Below are 14,314 nucleotides of genomic sequence, written 5' to 3'. Positions count from 1 at the left end.
GCGAGGCTGGGGGAGAGCCGGACCGACGCGGACGCACGCATGCGGGTTTGACGCATGGCGTAAGTGGTATCGCGTGCGGACGGGTGTGCACAACCGCCCGGCGGCCCGAGGCGGCGGATTTTCCGCGCGCGCCGGGCCTCACTGGCGGGTCTTCCCGTTCAATCCTGGAGCTTGAGCGTCACCGTGTCGGGAACAGGCGTGCAGTGACATGCGTCACACGTCCACTCCACGCGCTCCGCGTGCGTCACGTGCGAGCCCGCGGTGGCCACCACGCGGATGGGGCTGGGCGCGAGCGTTTCGTTGATGGCCGTGGTGACGCCGCGGTCATCCGTGATGCCGGTGATGCTGACGTTGGACTCCAGATTCGTGGCCGTCACCGAAGCGCCCTGGATGTACGCGCCGTCCGACGACATCACCTCCACGCGCAGCGACCTCGGCTCCGCGCAGGTGTCCTCGTGCCGGTTCGCGCTGGGGGCTTCATCACAGCCCGTCACCAGCACGCTCGCGAGGAGCCCCAACCAGCCCAGCCGCTTCCACTTCAGCTGCTTCTCCATCCCCACGCCCCCAACCCGTCCCATGCAGGGAATCTGGTACCGGGGGACGGGTGCTGCAATGCGTGTGTCAGGCTGCGGGCGCGAGCCGCGCATGGGCAAAACGTGCGGCCTCCGTGTCCGGATAACGATGCAGGATGTACCGGTAGATTTCCTCCGCGCGCACCGTGTTTCCCATCTTCTCCCCCTGCACGCGCGCCAGCAGCACCAGCGCGCGGGGCGCGGTGGGCGCATCCGGCGCTGAATCCGCCGCGGCTTCCAAAGCTTTGACCGACAGTGGGAAATCTCCTTCCACCGCCGCGGCCTGGCCAATGAACAGATGGTGTGCCGGCGAAACCTTCAGGCGGGGCAGAACGAGGAGCGCGCCATACAGCGCCAGCGCCTTCGCCACGTCGCGCGCCTCCACCGCCGCGGCGAGCTCCGCCTCCTGGGCGGCCTGGGCCGCTTCGGGATTCTCCACGCCGGCGGCCTCCGCCCGCACGGGCGCGTTCAGCACCGGCGGGGCCTGCATGGGAGAAGTGTCACCCAGCGCGGGCTCCAGGAAGTCGCGAGCGGGCAGGTAGTCCAGCACGTCGCCGTGCACGTACAGGACGAGCCCCAACACGTTCGCCGCCGCGAAGGGCACCAGGCACGTGAGCGCCTCCGCGAGGAGCCGGGGCACGAGGACGATGGGCAGGCCGAGCACCGCCTCCGCCACCCCGTGCAGCGCCCCATGCAGCAGGGTCAGCAGCAGGAACACCCCCGTCACCAGGCGAGCGTCGCGGCCCACCGCGCGGATGCACGCGAGCGCACGCAAGGGATTGAGCGCGGCGAGCACCGACCGTGACATCGCGGCCACCAGCAGCGCCCATGGCAGCCACAGGACCCCCAGGACCGCGAGCCCCCAGAAGAGCGGATCCGTCCAGAGGACGGGCGCGCTCAACGTCACCACCGGGTGGGCGACGCGCGTCAGGACGTCGGCGGAGGACGCGGACTCCAGGAGCCCCCACGCCCGCACGAGCGCGGGCACGAAGACGCCCACGCTGACGCACAGGCCGGTGAGTCCGGGCGCGAGGTTGTCCCGGACGATGTCGCTGAACCCGGGGGCCTCCGGCTCCTCTTCACCCCGCGCGGCGCCCCGCACGAGCGCGAAGAAGGACGCCCAGAAGACCCCCAGCGCGAGCGTGAGCGGCAGGACGGCGATGATCACGATGCCGACGACGGCCAGGCGCAGCACGGTCAGCGCGATGACGACGGCCACCAGCGTCTGGAGCCCCGGCCCGGTGAACGGGAAGCGCAGGGCCCCAGGCAGCCGCGCCGCCAGCGAGCGGTGCGAGCGGTGACGAAGCAATACGTCCGCCGTACCGCCGCAGCGTGAGCAGACGGCGTACTCCACCGTGCCCATGCGCCGGGTCTCCACGCACGCGGGGCACAGCAGGGCGTCGCAGTGCACGCAGCGCCAGCCGGCGGCGGCGTCCGGGTGTCCCGCGCAGGAGGGAGGGGCAGGGAGGGAAGGGGCCATGCGGCCCGGAAGCCTACGCCGGGCCGGGAGTCTCGTCCCAGGGGGAGCCCAGCCACGACTGGAACGCGGCCTTCTGCGCGTCCGTGGGGCGCTCCACGCGCTGGAGCCACACGGCGTCCGCGGGCTTCTGGCCCAGCACCACCGGCACCTCCAGCAGGCGGTCGCGGCGGAACAGCGTCACCCGCACGGTCTCGCCGGGGCGCTTGTCCTCGCAGCGGGAGATGAGCCCCGCGCCATCCACGCGCCAGCCGTCCAGCGCCACCACGTCGTCCTCCGGGTACAGGCCCGCCTCCAGCGCGGGCGTGCCCTCCGGGACGGTGGACAGCGTGGAGGAGCCGCGCACGGTGACGCCCAGCCAGCCCTTGGGCCGGGGCTCGCCCTTGAGGCGCGGCGGCGTGCCGCCCTTGTCGTTGGGGGCCTCGCGCACGCGGAAGGACACCTCCAGCCCCACGTGCGCGAACACGCCGTAGTCCAGGTCCTCCGTGGAGCGCACCGCCCGGTCGAAGAAGGACGTCAGGTCCACGCCCGTCACCTCGCTGGCGGCCTTCTCCACGCCGTCCTCCGGGACGCCGGAGCCGTCGCCATGGCGTTGCCACAGCAACCGCATGACGTCATCCAGGCACTTCGCGTCGCGCGTGGCGCGGCGCACCTCCAGGTCCAGCAGCGCGCACACCACCTCGCCCTTCAGGTAGTAGGAGACGGCGCTGTTGGTGGAGTGCTCGTCCGGGCGGTAGTGCTTCACCCAGCTGACGAGCGACGCCTCCGTGAGCGTCTGCACGCGGCGGCCTGGCGTCGAGTGCAGGAGGCTGAGCGTCTCCCCCAGCCGGGCCAGGTAGCGCGTGGGAGACATCAGGCCCGCGCGGCGCACGAAGAGGTTGTCGTAGTACGCGGTGCCGCCCTCGAAGGCCCACAGCAGCGTGGTGTAGTTCTCCTGCGAGTAGTCGAACGGCACCAGCGCGCGCGGCTTCACCCGCTTGATGTTCCACAGGTGGAAGTACTCGTGCGCCACCAGCGTGAGGAAGTCCTCCCAGCCCCGGTTCGTGGACAGGCCGGTGCGAGGGAAGAGCAGCGCGGTGGAGGCCTGGTGCTCCAGCCCGCCCCGGCCCTTGTCCGTGAGGTAGACGAGGAACAGGTAGCGCTTGAGCGGCAGCCCTTCATACATGCGCGCCTGGGCCTCGCAGACGCGCTGCATGTCCGCGCACAGCCGGTCCGCGTCCGGCACGCTGTCGCCCCACACCACGACTTCATGTGGCACGCCCGCGGCGGTGAAGGTGAGCGGCGTGTGCGGGCCCACTTCGAAGGGGCTGTCCACCAGCGCGTCGTAGTCCGGCGCGATGAAGGTGGCCCCTTGGGAGTCCAGCGCGCAGAACGTGCGCCAGCCCTGGGGCGCGTCCACGGTGACGTGGTGGGGCAGGGCGCGCGTGGCCTCCGTGTAGAGGAACACGGTGGCGCCGTTGAAGTAGGCGTGGCTGCCGTCCAGGTGGCTGGTGCGCACGGACAGCTCGTTCGCGTAGACGCGGTAGCGCAGCGTCACGGCCTGCCCCCTCGCGTCCACGCGCCAGGTGCGCTTGTCCAGGCGGCGCACCGGCAGGGGCCGTCCGTCCGGCCCCTGCGCGGTGACGTCCTGCACCTGGCGGGCGTACTCGCGCACCAGGTAGCTGCCCGGCGTCCACACCGGCATCACCGCGTCCAGCACGTCGGGTCCGGCGGGGAAGGCGGCCTCCACCTCGAACAGGTGCGCATGCGGGCGGGGCATGGCGACGCGGTAGTGGACGGCGAGCGACATGGACGGAGTGCCTTTCTTCCTTGGGGGACCGCGGGGTTACTTCGCCTTGACGAGCACGGCGCCGAAGAAGCCGTCGGTGCCGTGGGTGTGCGGGGCCAGCCGCAGGTAGGGGCCGGGGCCCAGCTTCCGGCCCAGCTCCTCTCCCAGCACCTCCGCCACGGGGCGCACGCTGAAGCCGGGGTGCTTGGACAGGAAGTCCTCCACCACCTCCTCGTTCTCCTCGCGCAGCACGCTGCACGTGCCGTAGATGAGCCGGCCGCCGGGCTTCACCAGCATGGCGAAGCGCGCGAGCAGCGCCTTCTGCCGGCCCACGTGCATCTCCAGATCTTCCGGCGTGAGGCGGTATCTCGCGTCCGGCTTGCGGCGGAAGGTGCCGGTGCCGCTGCACGGCGCGTCCACCAGCACGCGGTCCGCCAGGCCCTTGAGGGGGGTGAGCGCGGCGTCCGCGTCCGGACCTTCATGCGGGATGATCTGCGTGCGCACGTTGTGCACGCCGGCGCGGCGCGCGCGCTTGCGCAGGTCCTCCATGCGGCCCTCGTCCACGTCCAGCGCGTGCAGGTCGCCGCGGTTCTTCATCTGCGCGGCCAATTGCAGCGTCTTGCCACCCGCGCCCGCGCACGCGTCCACCACGCGGGTGGGCGGCGCGTCCACGAGCATGCCCAGCAGCTGGCTGCCCTCGTCCTGAATCTCGAACCCGCCGTCCTTGAAGTCCTGGAGGGAGAAGAGGTTGAGGCGCGTCTCCATCACGAGGCCCAAGGGGGACAGGGCCGTGGGCTTCGTGGACTCCACGTCCTCCGCGGCCAGGCGCTCCTGGAGCTGGGCGCGGTCGCCCTTGAGCGTGTTGGCGCGGACGATGAGCGGGGCGCGCTCGTTCATGGCCTCGGCGGCCTTCGCGGCGTCCTTGCCGAAGACGGCGCGGAAGCGGCCCGCGAGGAAGTCCGGCAGCGACGCGGCGATGGGGAAGCGCTTCTCTTCCGGCAGGGCGTCCAGGTCCGCGGCGGCGTCCGGCAGCCGGTCGAGCACGGACATGTCCGGGCCGGTGAGCCCGCTGGAGCGCGCGACGTAGGTGGGGTCCTCGCCGTGGAGGATGCGGGACGCGGCCAGGCGCATGACGTCCTGGCGCGTGGCGTCCAGCGCGTCGAACTTCCGGTGGGACTTCTCCAGGAGGAAGTCCACGGTGCGCTGGCGGCGCAGGAGGGCGTAGACGCGCTCGGCCACGGCGCGGCGCTCGGTGGAGTACAGGGCCGTCTTGCGGCGCAGCACGAACTCCAGCGCGCGGTCGGACAGGCGGCCCTCGCGGCGCACGCCGCCGTAGGCCTCCAGGCAGGCCTGGAGGACCAGGTCCTCGCGAAGGGGGCGGTTGGGGTTGGGGCGCGCGCGTTCATGCTGGGCGCGGCTCATCTTCGGTTTGTCGGCGCGTTTTCCGGCGTCCTTGCGCTTCTTGGCGCCGGGGCGGGACGAACGGGGCCCGCCGGACTTGGGGGCGCCACCGCGGGAAGGTCCAGGCTTGCGAGTCGTGGCCATGTCGCATGGGGCCTTCGCATCCCCCGGGCCGCGTTGACAAGCGGGGAACGCAAAAGACGCCCCCGGAAGGCCCTGGAGGGACCGGCCGGAGGCGTCTGGGAGCCGCTTCGGGGGGGCTGGGGCCTGGGACCGCCCCTCCCCGGTGGGGTTCTTGGAAAACCTGTCCGACTGTCGGACAGGTTCAGCGGTCGCGGCGCCGGCGGCGCACGAGCCCGGCCACGAGGGCCGCGGCGGCGGGAATCAGGGCGGCGGACGGGCCGGCGGCGCAGCCCCCGGGGCCGTTCGAGCCCTCCCCATCCCCCGGCGTGACGCCCGGCGTCGTGGGTGTGGCCGGAACCTCGGGCCGCGGGTCGGGGTCGGACGGCGTGGTGCCGGGGTCCTCGCCCGAGCCGGTGCCCGGGCCGGTCCCGGGGTCGGTCGTTCCGTTGGACGTCACGGTGACGACGGTGGTGGCCGTCAGCGGCGCGGCGCCCTGGACGGTGGCACGGGCCGTCACGGTGTAGGTGCCGGCCTGGGCGAAGACGTGCTGGGCCTGGGGGCCTTCAGCGGTGGCGCCGTCGCCGAAGTCCCAGGTGATGGTGGCGTTGGCCTGGGGCGCGGTCGCGGTGAACGAGGCCGTGTGGGGCGCGGCGCCGCTGGCGCTGTTCACGGCGACGTTCAGCGTGCCCTGGGGCTGCTCGGGGGGCGCGGGCAGCGTCTTGGAGAGGGTGAAGGTGTCCAGGACGCCGCCGTCCGTCTTCACCAGCTTCGCGGTGAGGTTGCCCTCGACGACGTCCACGTCGAGGAAGCCGTGGGCCGCGTCGTCGCGGATGACGCTCCAGGACGGGCGCGACGTGGCGAACGTGCGCAGGGTGGCGCCGCCGCCGCCGACGACGAGGTAGGGGATGCCCGCCTCGTTCCTGCCGGCCTCGGCGTCACCGAGCATGGGCTTGCTGCGCTCGTAGTCGTGGTCATGGCCGGTGAGGACCAGGTCCACGCCGTACTTCTCGAACAGGGGGCCGAACTGGCGGCGCATGGTGAGCTGCGAGCCGTGCTCGCCGCTGGACCAGGACGGGTGGTGGAAGAAGACGACCTTCCACGGCTGCGTGGTGGCGGCCAGGTCCTTCTCCACGAACGCCTTCTGCGCGGCGAGCGTGCACTTGCTCGCGGACGCCAGGCCCACGGCGCAGTTCGAGTCGATGGACACGAAGTGCACGTGGCCCCAGTCGAACGAGTAGTAGCGCTCCGAGCCCTCCGGGTTGTTGGTGGGCAGGTAGAGGTTGTCCAGGTAGGGCTGGGCCTCCTTGGTCACGTACTCGTGATTGCCGGGCGTGGCGAACATGGGCACCTGCGACAGCAGGGCGGCCATGGGGGTGAAGAGGTTGTTCTGGAACTCGGCCTCGGTGCCGGACGCGTAGGCGTTGTCACCCAGGGCGACGAAGAGCTCCGGCTTGTTGGTGAGCATGGAGGCGGCGACCTTCTTCTGATCGCTTCCACCGGTGCCGAAGTCACCCACCGCGGCGAAGTGCACGCGCCGCGTGCCGGGCACGGGGGCGGTGCTGAACGTCTTCGCGGGAGTCGTCTCACCGCAGCCGTCCACGGAGTACGTATAGGTGGTGGCGGGGGACAGGCCGGTGAGGACCACGGCGTGGATCTTCGCGCTGGCCGAGGACTTCGCCGTCTGGCTGGTGTTGCCCACGCCGTAGCGCACCTGGGCGTTGGAGCAGTTCGACGCCAGCCGGAACGCCACGGTGGCGGTGTCGGGGCCCACCTTCTGGAGGTAGGGATCACGCGGCAGGGCGAGCGCGTCACCCGAGGCAAAGCCCCCGACGAACAGGGTAGCCAGGGCAGCGAGCGATAAAGACTTCGTCCGGTCCATGAATCCTCCGGCCCGAGACATTCGGGACGGGGGCGCAACGGTTCACCGCTCAACGATCATCCGGAAATCAGCCGCCCGGGAGTAGGCAGGGGAGGGGGCGCCCGGTGAGGCGGAAAGACAGACGAGCGGGCTGGCGTTGCAGGTTTCAGGGCATGTTCTTCAGAGGGGCCGTCTTGCGGTGTCCGAAGGGTGCGTTACCCCTGAAGACATGACCGAAGTCCACTCCCAGACCCGAGAGTACACCCTGCCCGCCGGGTGCCCCGTGTGCGAGTCGGACCTGCCGGTGCGCGTGACCGCGACCGGTCCGAACGCGGTCTGCACGCACTGCGGCTGGATGGGGCGTCCCTTCATCACCGTGACGCACGACGGCCTGCGCGTGTCGTACGACGACGCCGCACGGGCCTGAGCGCCGGCAGTATGCCCTTCGCGGCAACGGGTGGCCGAGCGCTACGTCTATCGGGACGGGAAGCCATTGAGCCCGCGTGGTCCGCCCGGAGACCCCGTTCCATGACAGCGCAGATTCGAGACGTTCTCGTGTTCGAGCAGCGTTCCTTCGCACTGATGGCCGTCCGCTGGCACGTTCCGTTCACCGGAGGCCTGGTGGTGGCGCGTGACTCCATTCCAGGGCTCGCGCCCCGCGAGAAGTCCGTCGTGAGCTCCGTGTCATCACCCATCTGGATGTTCAGCGAAGTGCGTGAGTTCCACTTCGTGGAAGGCCAGTGGTGAACCGCACCGCCTGCGCAGACGGATTACAGTGCGCGAGCCCCACCCTCGGGATGAAGCGTGGGACAGGAGGCGGTGGAGATGGCGCCCATTGATGATGTGAAGGCCTTTCTCCTGCTGCATGGGCTGGAGACAGAGCAAACCGCTTATGGCTTGCGCGGGGAACTGGAGTGCGGGCGGATGCGCGAATGAGTCAAGCAGACCTGGTTGCCGTGGTGAACAGGATTGATTCTCGGATCAGGTCCCATCCGTGGATGGATTTTGAGATCTGGGAGTACGTCGGCGGAAACCTGATTGTCGCCGGGTTCATTGACACGACCGTGGAGCCGGATCTCTTCATCAAGTTTGACGGAGTCTTTCTTCTCTCGCTGCCTGCTGAGTGGAACACGGATACATCCAAGAGGGTGTTCCAGATGCTGGAGGGGGACGAGGCGCGTCAGTGGAATCTGAGGTTCAAGGTTGAAATCGGGAACACATTGTTCTCGTTTGCCCCGGAGCACTACTCGCCTGACTTCAAGTGCGTGGTGGCCGCGAAGTCCGTGCGGATGTCCACAACGCTCGAGGGACTGAAGGTCCCGCCGCTGAGGGACAGATGATCGACATCGTCCTGGAGTTTCCGGCTGGTTTCGAGGACTCCGATTGGGAGGTTAAGGCCAAAGGCTGGCTCCCCGGAGTCGTCGCGGTGATTCATGGGCTTCGGTACGCGCTCACCGTGTACAGTCCGGCTCGCTTGGCCCAAGATGTTGATGAGGCATTGAAGGACAGCAGGGTGTTTCTTGAGCGGAATCTCGTGGTCGTCGCTTCCGTCACGCGGGAGCGGATCGCGTCTGCCATCCAGGAAATCGTTGAGACAGGCAGGGTCGGCGACCTTCAGCCGGACCCGTAGTAGAAGGGAGGCTGTGACGGTGCGTGATGAGTCGCTCCGCGCGAAACTTCGGTCAGACGATGAGTTCGTGGTTCTTCGTGGGCTTGCTGAGCTCGGAGGGATCGAGGACTACACGCCTGCTGACGACATCCTCGATTTGGCGATGACGTTCTTGAGATTTTGATCAGGGGGATAGAAAGGCTGAGCCGGAGTCACGAGAGACATCGAAAGCCCGGGCCAGCGCATCCCTCGCGCCAACCCGGGCCTCAATCCCATCCAGATGAATCAGCGGCCTACGGCTTCTTGATGTCGTAGGACACCAGCTCCTCCAGGCGTTGCCCGTCCTCGCGGACCTTGCCCACGCCGGGGACCAGCCAGTAGGTGCGCGACTTCTCCTCCTTCACCTCGCCGCTCTTGTTCAGCTTGTCGCGCTGGACCTTGATGGCGTTGGTGAACGTGCCCGCGGGCGTCGTCACCGTGACGTCCTTCTCCAGCACCTTCCAGACGTACGTCGGCTCCTTGCCCTCCGTGCCTCCCGCCGCGTAGGTGATCAGCTCACGCACCTTGTCCTGGTGCTCCCAGGGCACGGAGGCAGGCGTCGCCGCCAGGGACTTCACCATCGCCGGGGACCAGGTCGTCGCCTTGGACGCCAGGCCGTCCGTGATGTCCTCCTCGCGCAGGCGCACCACCAGGCCGTTGGTCAGCTCCAGCTGCCAGGAGTTCTCCTCGTAGATCGTGCCCGACTGCGTGCGGTCCTGCTTGCTGTGCACCTTCACGGCCGTCATCGTCGTGCCCGGCACCGTCTCCGGGCCCTGCACCGTCACCACCTTGTTGAAGACACCTTCCTGCTCGTCGGTGATGCGGTAGGTCCACGTGGAGCCCGTGGTCAGCGGCCAGAGCGTCGTCATCTCCGGCTTCTGATCCGGCTTCGTGCCGCCGCCCGTGTTCGGGTCCACCCCGGTGCCCGGCAGGTCCACCGTGCCGTCGGGATTCGTCGTGGGCGCGCCCGGATCATTCCCCGTCGGCAGGCTGCCCCCGCCACCACAGGCGGCGAGCGCTCCGCACGCCGCGAACAGCACCGCCAGCTTCCTGAACTTCATGACATCTCCTCCCGCGCGCCCTTCGCGCTCACCGCCGTCCACCGCAGGCCCCGCAAGGGCGCCCCTTCCGTCCGTCCCAACGCCGCCGCCAGGCTTCCAGGCTCCGGCTCCTCCACTTCCAGCTCCACCCGCCGCGCGGAGAAGTCCATCGCGCAGCTCTTCACCATCACGTTGCGCTCCCCCAACGCGGCCCTCAGCGTGGCCTCCGCGCGCACCAGGTCGTCCGCCTGCGCGGACACCACCAGGCGCTGCTTCGCCTCCTTCGTCGCCACGGCCTTCTTCTCGAACAGGTCCAGCACGAAGAGCAGCGCCGCCACGAACCCCGTGCCCACGAACGCCAGCACCAGGTTGCCGTGGCCGCACGCCATGCCCAGGCCAATCACCAGGAACAGGATGGCCGCGTCGCGCGGGTCCTTCAGCCCCGAGCGGAACCGCACGAACCCGCCCAGGCCCACCAGCCCGAACGCCTTCGCCACGCTGTTGCCAATCACCGCAGTGATCACCGCCGCCGCCGCGCAGAGGAGGATCTGCGCCTGCACCATCTCCACCTTGGGCAGCGGCTTGCCCGTCAACATCCGCCAGGGGCGCGCCGACAACAGCGCGCCAATCACCGCCGACGCCACCAGCCGGGGGAGGATGGCCCCCATCGACAGCGCCGACAGCTCCTGCTCCACGTCCTGGAACAGCGCTCCGAAAGGACCCTCCATGGGCATCACGCCTCCTGCCGCCCGGCGTCCACGCTCAGGGTCTCCGCCAGGGCCCGCGCCGGCCGCTGCGCCTGCTCCAGCGCGCGGGCCTGCGCCACCACCGCGTACGCGTTGCGCAGCACCGGCAGCTTCCCGGCCTGCTCCTCCAGGATGCGGTCCAGCAGCGCCCGCGTCTCAGCGACCAGCGGCAGCCCCCTCATCGAGGACACCACCGTCGCCGGCCACCGGCGCGCCGCGGAGGCACGCAGCTTCCACGCGGCCGGCGAGTCCATCCCGTCCACCGAGTCCAGCGCCTCCTTCGTCAGCGCCGCGCCCCGCTCACGCATGGCCCAGGCCCGCGGCGTGTCCACGCCCGTCAGCGAGCGCAGCACCAGCTTCAGCGCTCCCTTCTCCAGCTGCTCACGCAGGCCCACCGCCACCGGCGTCTCCAGCCCCGTGGTGCTCTTGAGCACCGCCAGCCGGTCGTGCGGAATCAGCGCCTCACGCAGCGCCTCCGCGCGCTCCGTGGTGAGTCCGCCCAGGCTGCGCGCCACCTCCGAGTACAGCTTGCGCTGCATGCCCGCCTCGCGAATCACCCAGGACTCGTCGCCGTCCACGCCAGCCAGGCCCAGCAGCACCGCGGCCAGGTGCCCGTCCTTCACGCCCCGCTCGCGCAGCGCCCACGCCTCCGGCGAGTCCTGGCGCTTGAGGCCCTCCAGCACCGCCGCGGGCGCCTGCGCGTACAGCCGCTGCCGCAGCGCGTGCGAGCGCGGCGACGTCACGAACCCAATGCCCTCCGCCACGTCCGCCGGCACGCTCGCCGACAGCACGTCGCGCAGCGTCCACGCCGTGTCGTCCTCCAGCCCGTTCAGGCTGCGCGCGACGAGTCCCGGCAGCCGCTCCGCGTACGCCAGCCGGCGCTGGTGCGCGGGCAGGCCCGGGATGCCGTTGAGCAGCCACGCCGCCAGCTGCGGCTCGCGCGCCTCCAGCGCGTCCACCGCCTGGAAGAAGCGCTCCTCCACGTCGTCCACCGACGCCACGCACGAGGGCAGGGAAGGGGCGGGCACCAGCCGCTGCACCGGCTGCTCACGGCCCTCCAGCCGCGCCACCACGGCCTCCACCAGGCGCTGCTCCAGCACGCGCAGCGGCTGATCATTGTTCTCCAGGATGATCCACCGCGACGGGTCCTTCCGGGCCTGCGCGAGGAACGCCTCGCGCACGCGCACCGCCAGCCCCGCGCCGACCAGGCCCTTGCGGCTGTCCGAGTCGTTCGCCTTGCCGCTCTGCACCTTGCCCAGCCGCTTGCGCAGCCGCGCCAGGTCCGGGTCGACGTCCACCAGGATGACCAGGTCCGGCCACAGCCCCTGCGACGCCAGCTCGCAGGAAGGCAGCAGCTGCTCCTCCTTCAGGCCCCGCCCTCCGCCCGTCAGCGCCAGCTGCGAGTAGAGGTAGCGGTCGGTGATGCACACCTCGCCCCGCTTTAGCGCGGGCGCGATGACTTCATCCAGCTGCTGCGCGTCGCGGGCCAGGTTCAGGAAGAACTCGGCGCGCGGGCACATCTCCAAAAGCTTCGCGTCGCGGGTCAGCTCCCGGATGCGCCGCGCGGTGGGCGACTGCAACTCGCCCCCCTCGCGCGCGTGCGCGACCTTGTAGCCCAGCTTCTTCAGCCGGGACGCGAGCAGGTTGGACAGCGTCGTCTTGCCGCTGCCGTCAATGCCTTCGAAATCGATGAACACGGTGCCCTAACCCCCTACGACCCCAACGCCACCTGTTGTGAAGGCATGCACCCGCGCCATGCCCTCCGCGAACTTGCTGTACGCCGTCGGCCCCCCTGGATTGAGGGCCGCCAGCCACTCGGGCAGCGCCGCCCCGAGGTGCTTCACCTCCACCACCACCCGCGAGTCCTCCCACGCGGGCATCCCCAGCCGCTCCACCGTCAACGCCAGCGGCGACAGGGCCAGCTCCGGCGAGACGGAGTGGAAGCCGATGTCCCGGTCCACCGTCACGCGCCACTCCTGCGACACCTGGTACACGTGCCGCCGGTACGTCACCGCCAGCACCGGCGACAGGCTGCCGCCGGTGAAGAGCGGCAGCAGGCTCACGCCGCCCCGGATGGCCCGGCCCAGCTCCGCGCGGGGCACCCACACGCGCCGCTTCTGCGTCAGCCCGTTGCGCTCGCGCTTCACCTCCAGCACCACGCGCTCACGGCCCGCGGCGCCCACGTCCGGCGAGTACTCCTTCGTCCTCACCTTGAGGCAGTCCTCCGGCGTGCTCAGCGCGCGCGCCGTCAGCGGATAGCCCGGCTTGTCGAAGTACACCGACACGATGCGCGTGGGCGGCGGAAGGACTCCGCCCAGCTCCTGCGACAGCCGCGAGCACACCCCCTTGGCCTCGGAGGCCTCCAGCACGCGCTTGAACTCACGCCGCAGCTTCGTCACTTCGCCTTCCGCGAACGAGATCATGTCCAGGTGTCTCCTCATCGGAAGCGGGTGGCGAGCTGCACCGACAGCTCGAGCGCGGGCGCCACGTCCCCTGGCCGGAGCGCCCGCTCCGCCTGGACCTGCGCCTTGAACGAATCCGCCAGCAACACGTTGAATCCCCCCGTCACCGAATGCCCCTGCGCCTGGATGCCGCCCTGCAACTGCAGCGCCTCCGCCCCCACCACCGGCTGCACCGCCCACCCCTCGCGGCCCACCGGCACCGTCCAGTAGGCCAGCACCGACTGCGACTGGAACGGCCCCAGCGCCAGCCGGCCCATGGCCGCCTCGCCCGTCAACGACAGCCCGCCGAGGCTCAGCTCCGCGTCCGCCGCGGTCGCGTACTGCTTCGTCCCGTCAATCACCTGCGTCAGGTACGTGCTCGTGCCCAGCGTGAGGAACTTGAACGGGCGGATGCTCAGCCGCGCGGAGCCGTCCTCGGAGAGCCGCTTCCCCGTCGCGTCCTCGCTGCCCTGGAAGAGGCCCGCGGACAGCTTGAAGCCCCAGGCCTGCTTGAGGCGCAGCTCGCCCATGAAGCCCAGGCGCCGGCCGCCCAGGTTGTTGGTGTCCGTGAGGTAGTCCTCCACCAGTCCGCGCTCCTGGATGGGCAGCCGCCACGCCGACTCCTGCGAGCGCTGGAGGAAGGGGGACTTGAAGCGGCCCGCGTACAGCCGCAGGCGCTTGTCGTCGTCCGAGAGCCGCACGAACGCGTCCTTCAAAATCGTCTTGGAGGCGAGGTCCGCGCTCACCTCCGCGTCCACGTTGGACAGCGACGCGGCCACGCCCACGCGCGCGGACTCGATGCCCAGGTCGCGCTGGTACTTCTGGCGCTCGTCCGCGGCGCCGCGCGCGAACACGCGGCCGAACACGCGGATCCGCTGCTGGGGCCCGCCCTTGTCGTCCACCTTGTCCGCTTCGTCCGGCGCCTCGCCCAGCGTGTCCGCCTTGGGCCCGGAGTCCTTCTTCTTCTTCTTGCCCGGCACGGCCGCGTCCGGCACCGGCGCGCCCGGCTCGTTCACCTGCTCCGGCGACCCCATGACGGGCCCCTGCGAGCCGCCCGGCATGGCCTGCGCCACCGCGCCTTCCAGCGCGCCAGCGTCCCCGTCCACGTCGAGCGGCTGATCCGCTCCCTCCACCGCAGCGTCCTCGTCCGGTTCCGGCGCCGCGCTCGCGGCCACCGGCAGGCCCAGGAGGACCGCGAGGAGCAGTCCACGCCGCCAACCCTTTTCCTCCCGCCCCATCC

At 70.5% G+C, this 14,314-nt stretch carries 14 protein-coding genes; 4 read left to right on the top strand and 10 right to left on the bottom strand.

From position 1 onward, the window contains the following. Nucleotides 1-158: 158 nt before the first annotated feature. The 5 genes from D7X96_RS22070 to D7X96_RS22050 all read right to left on the bottom strand — a co-directional run bounded on the left by D7X96_RS22070 (nucleotide 159) and on the right by D7X96_RS22050 (nucleotide 7,220). Nucleotides 159-554: a carboxypeptidase-like regulatory domain-containing protein gene (locus D7X96_RS22070; protein ID WP_120547449.1), complete on the bottom strand. Its 396-nt coding sequence runs from the start codon at nucleotides 552-554 to the stop codon at nucleotides 159-161. A gap of 67 nt (nucleotides 555-621) precedes the next feature. Next, on the bottom strand, nucleotides 622-2,052 hold the full coding sequence (locus D7X96_RS22065) for a tetratricopeptide repeat protein (RefSeq protein WP_147468366.1): 1,431 nt from the start codon (nucleotides 2,050-2,052) through the stop codon (nucleotides 622-624). Between the two features lie 13 nt (nucleotides 2,053-2,065). Beyond that, complete coding sequence (locus tag D7X96_RS22060; RefSeq protein WP_121770639.1) at nucleotides 2,066-3,838, bottom strand: M61 family metallopeptidase; 1,773 nt, start codon at nucleotides 3,836-3,838, stop codon at nucleotides 2,066-2,068. Between the two features lie 36 nt (nucleotides 3,839-3,874). Continuing rightward, entirely contained in the window at nucleotides 3,875-5,362 is a 1,488-nt protein-coding gene (locus D7X96_RS22055) for an RsmB/NOP family class I SAM-dependent RNA methyltransferase (protein WP_370450137.1), read from the bottom strand. Nucleotides 5,363-5,543: 181 nt separating this feature from the next. Beyond that, nucleotides 5,544-7,220, bottom strand: a complete 1,677-nt coding sequence (locus tag D7X96_RS22050) for a metallophosphoesterase (RefSeq protein ID WP_121770638.1) — start codon at nucleotides 7,218-7,220, stop codon at nucleotides 5,544-5,546. 208 nt (nucleotides 7,221-7,428) lie between these two features. Here D7X96_RS22050 and D7X96_RS22045 point away from each other — a divergent pair, with 208 nt between their 5' ends. From D7X96_RS22045 to D7X96_RS22030, 4 genes are all read left to right on the top strand, one after another. Beyond that, nucleotides 7,429-7,626 (top strand): hypothetical protein, encoded by a 198-nt coding sequence (locus D7X96_RS22045; RefSeq protein WP_014398265.1) that lies wholly within the window; start codon nucleotides 7,429-7,431, stop codon nucleotides 7,624-7,626. A 101-nt stretch (nucleotides 7,627-7,727) separates the two neighbouring features. Continuing rightward, nucleotides 7,728-7,946 carry a hypothetical protein gene (locus tag D7X96_RS22040; RefSeq protein ID WP_147442680.1) on the top strand — a complete coding sequence of 73 codons (219 nt, stop codon included), beginning with the start codon at nucleotides 7,728-7,730 and terminating at the stop codon, nucleotides 7,944-7,946. Between the two features lie 185 nt (nucleotides 7,947-8,131). Further along, the gene (locus tag D7X96_RS22035; protein ID WP_147468365.1) at nucleotides 8,132-8,539 is read left to right on the top strand and encodes a hypothetical protein; all 408 of its coding nucleotides are present in this window, start codon (nucleotides 8,132-8,134) and stop codon (nucleotides 8,537-8,539) included. Next, a complete protein-coding gene (locus D7X96_RS22030; RefSeq protein WP_120547456.1) occupies nucleotides 8,536-8,829 on the top strand; it encodes a hypothetical protein in 294 nt (97 codons plus the stop codon). The genes D7X96_RS22035 and D7X96_RS22030 overlap by 4 nt, the downstream gene beginning before the upstream one ends. Before the next feature lie 272 nt (nucleotides 8,830-9,101). Here D7X96_RS22030 and D7X96_RS22025 read toward each other — a convergent pair whose 3' ends face one another. The 5 genes from D7X96_RS22025 to D7X96_RS40030 are packed head-to-tail and all read right to left on the bottom strand — an operon-like array spanning nucleotide 9,102 to nucleotide 14,312. Further along, nucleotides 9,102-9,908: a hypothetical protein gene (locus D7X96_RS22025; protein ID WP_121725023.1), complete on the bottom strand. Its 807-nt coding sequence runs from the start codon at nucleotides 9,906-9,908 to the stop codon at nucleotides 9,102-9,104. Continuing rightward, complete coding sequence (locus D7X96_RS22020) at nucleotides 9,905-10,615, bottom strand: DUF4956 domain-containing protein (RefSeq protein WP_120547464.1); 711 nt, start codon at nucleotides 10,613-10,615, stop codon at nucleotides 9,905-9,907. The genes D7X96_RS22025 and D7X96_RS22020 overlap by 4 nt, the downstream gene beginning before the upstream one ends. A 5-nt stretch (nucleotides 10,616-10,620) precedes the next feature. Beyond that, nucleotides 10,621-12,330, bottom strand: a complete 1,710-nt coding sequence (gene tmk / locus D7X96_RS22015) for a dTMP kinase (protein WP_120547458.1) — start codon at nucleotides 12,328-12,330, stop codon at nucleotides 10,621-10,623. Between the two features lie 6 nt (nucleotides 12,331-12,336). Beyond that, nucleotides 12,337-13,056, bottom strand: a complete 720-nt coding sequence (locus D7X96_RS22010) for a VTC domain-containing protein (RefSeq protein ID WP_120547459.1) — start codon at nucleotides 13,054-13,056, stop codon at nucleotides 12,337-12,339. Nucleotides 13,057-13,070: 14 nt separating this feature from the next. Further along, nucleotides 13,071-14,312 (bottom strand): putative porin, encoded by a 1,242-nt coding sequence (locus tag D7X96_RS40030; RefSeq protein WP_158616177.1) that lies wholly within the window; start codon nucleotides 14,310-14,312, stop codon nucleotides 13,071-13,073. Nucleotides 14,313-14,314 lie beyond the last annotated feature (2 nt).

This window comes from Corallococcus interemptor, from assembly GCF_003668875.1.
GTDB classification, from domain to species: Bacteria; Myxococcota; Myxococcia; order Myxococcales; family Myxococcaceae; genus Corallococcus; species Corallococcus interemptor.
This window is presented reverse-complemented; position numbering and strand designations above follow the sequence as displayed.

What these genes read in the sequence shown, in the direction of transcription:
- D7X96_RS22030 (WP_120547456.1), top strand. Translation starts at nt 8,536, where the DNA reads ATGATCGACATCGTCCTGGAGTTTCCGGCTGGTTTCGAGGACTCCGAT.
- D7X96_RS22040 (WP_147442680.1), top strand. Translation starts at nt 7,728, where the DNA reads ATGACAGCGCAGATTCGAGACGTTCTCGTGTTCGAGCAGCGTTCCTTC.
- D7X96_RS22010 (WP_120547459.1), bottom strand. Translation starts at nt 13,056, where the DNA reads ATGATCTCGTTCGCGGAAGGCGAAGTGACGAAGCTGCGGCGTGAGTTC.
- D7X96_RS22070 (WP_120547449.1), bottom strand. Translation starts at nt 554, where the DNA reads ATGGAGAAGCAGCTGAAGTGGAAGCGGCTGGGCTGGTTGGGGCTCCTC.
- D7X96_RS22050 (WP_121770638.1), bottom strand. Translation starts at nt 7,220, where the DNA reads ATGGACCGGACGAAGTCTTTATCGCTCGCTGCCCTGGCTACCCTGTTC.
- D7X96_RS22045 (WP_014398265.1), top strand. Translation starts at nt 7,429, where the DNA reads ATGACCGAAGTCCACTCCCAGACCCGAGAGTACACCCTGCCCGCCGGG.
- D7X96_RS40030 (WP_158616177.1), bottom strand. Translation starts at nt 14,312, where the DNA reads ATGGGGCGGGAGGAAAAGGGTTGGCGGCGTGGACTGCTCCTCGCGGTC.
- D7X96_RS22020 (WP_120547464.1), bottom strand. Translation starts at nt 10,615, where the DNA reads ATGGAGGGTCCTTTCGGAGCGCTGTTCCAGGACGTGGAGCAGGAGCTG.
- D7X96_RS22060 (WP_121770639.1), bottom strand. Translation starts at nt 3,838, where the DNA reads ATGTCGCTCGCCGTCCACTACCGCGTCGCCATGCCCCGCCCGCATGCG.
- D7X96_RS22055 (WP_370450137.1), bottom strand. Translation starts at nt 5,362, where the DNA reads ATGGCCACGACTCGCAAGCCTGGACCTTCCCGCGGTGGCGCCCCCAAG.
- D7X96_RS22065 (WP_147468366.1), bottom strand. Translation starts at nt 2,052, where the DNA reads ATGGCCCCTTCCCTCCCTGCCCCTCCCTCCTGCGCGGGACACCCGGAC.
- D7X96_RS22025 (WP_121725023.1), bottom strand. Translation starts at nt 9,908, where the DNA reads ATGAAGTTCAGGAAGCTGGCGGTGCTGTTCGCGGCGTGCGGAGCGCTC.
- D7X96_RS22035 (WP_147468365.1), top strand. Translation starts at nt 8,132, where the DNA reads ATGAGTCAAGCAGACCTGGTTGCCGTGGTGAACAGGATTGATTCTCGG.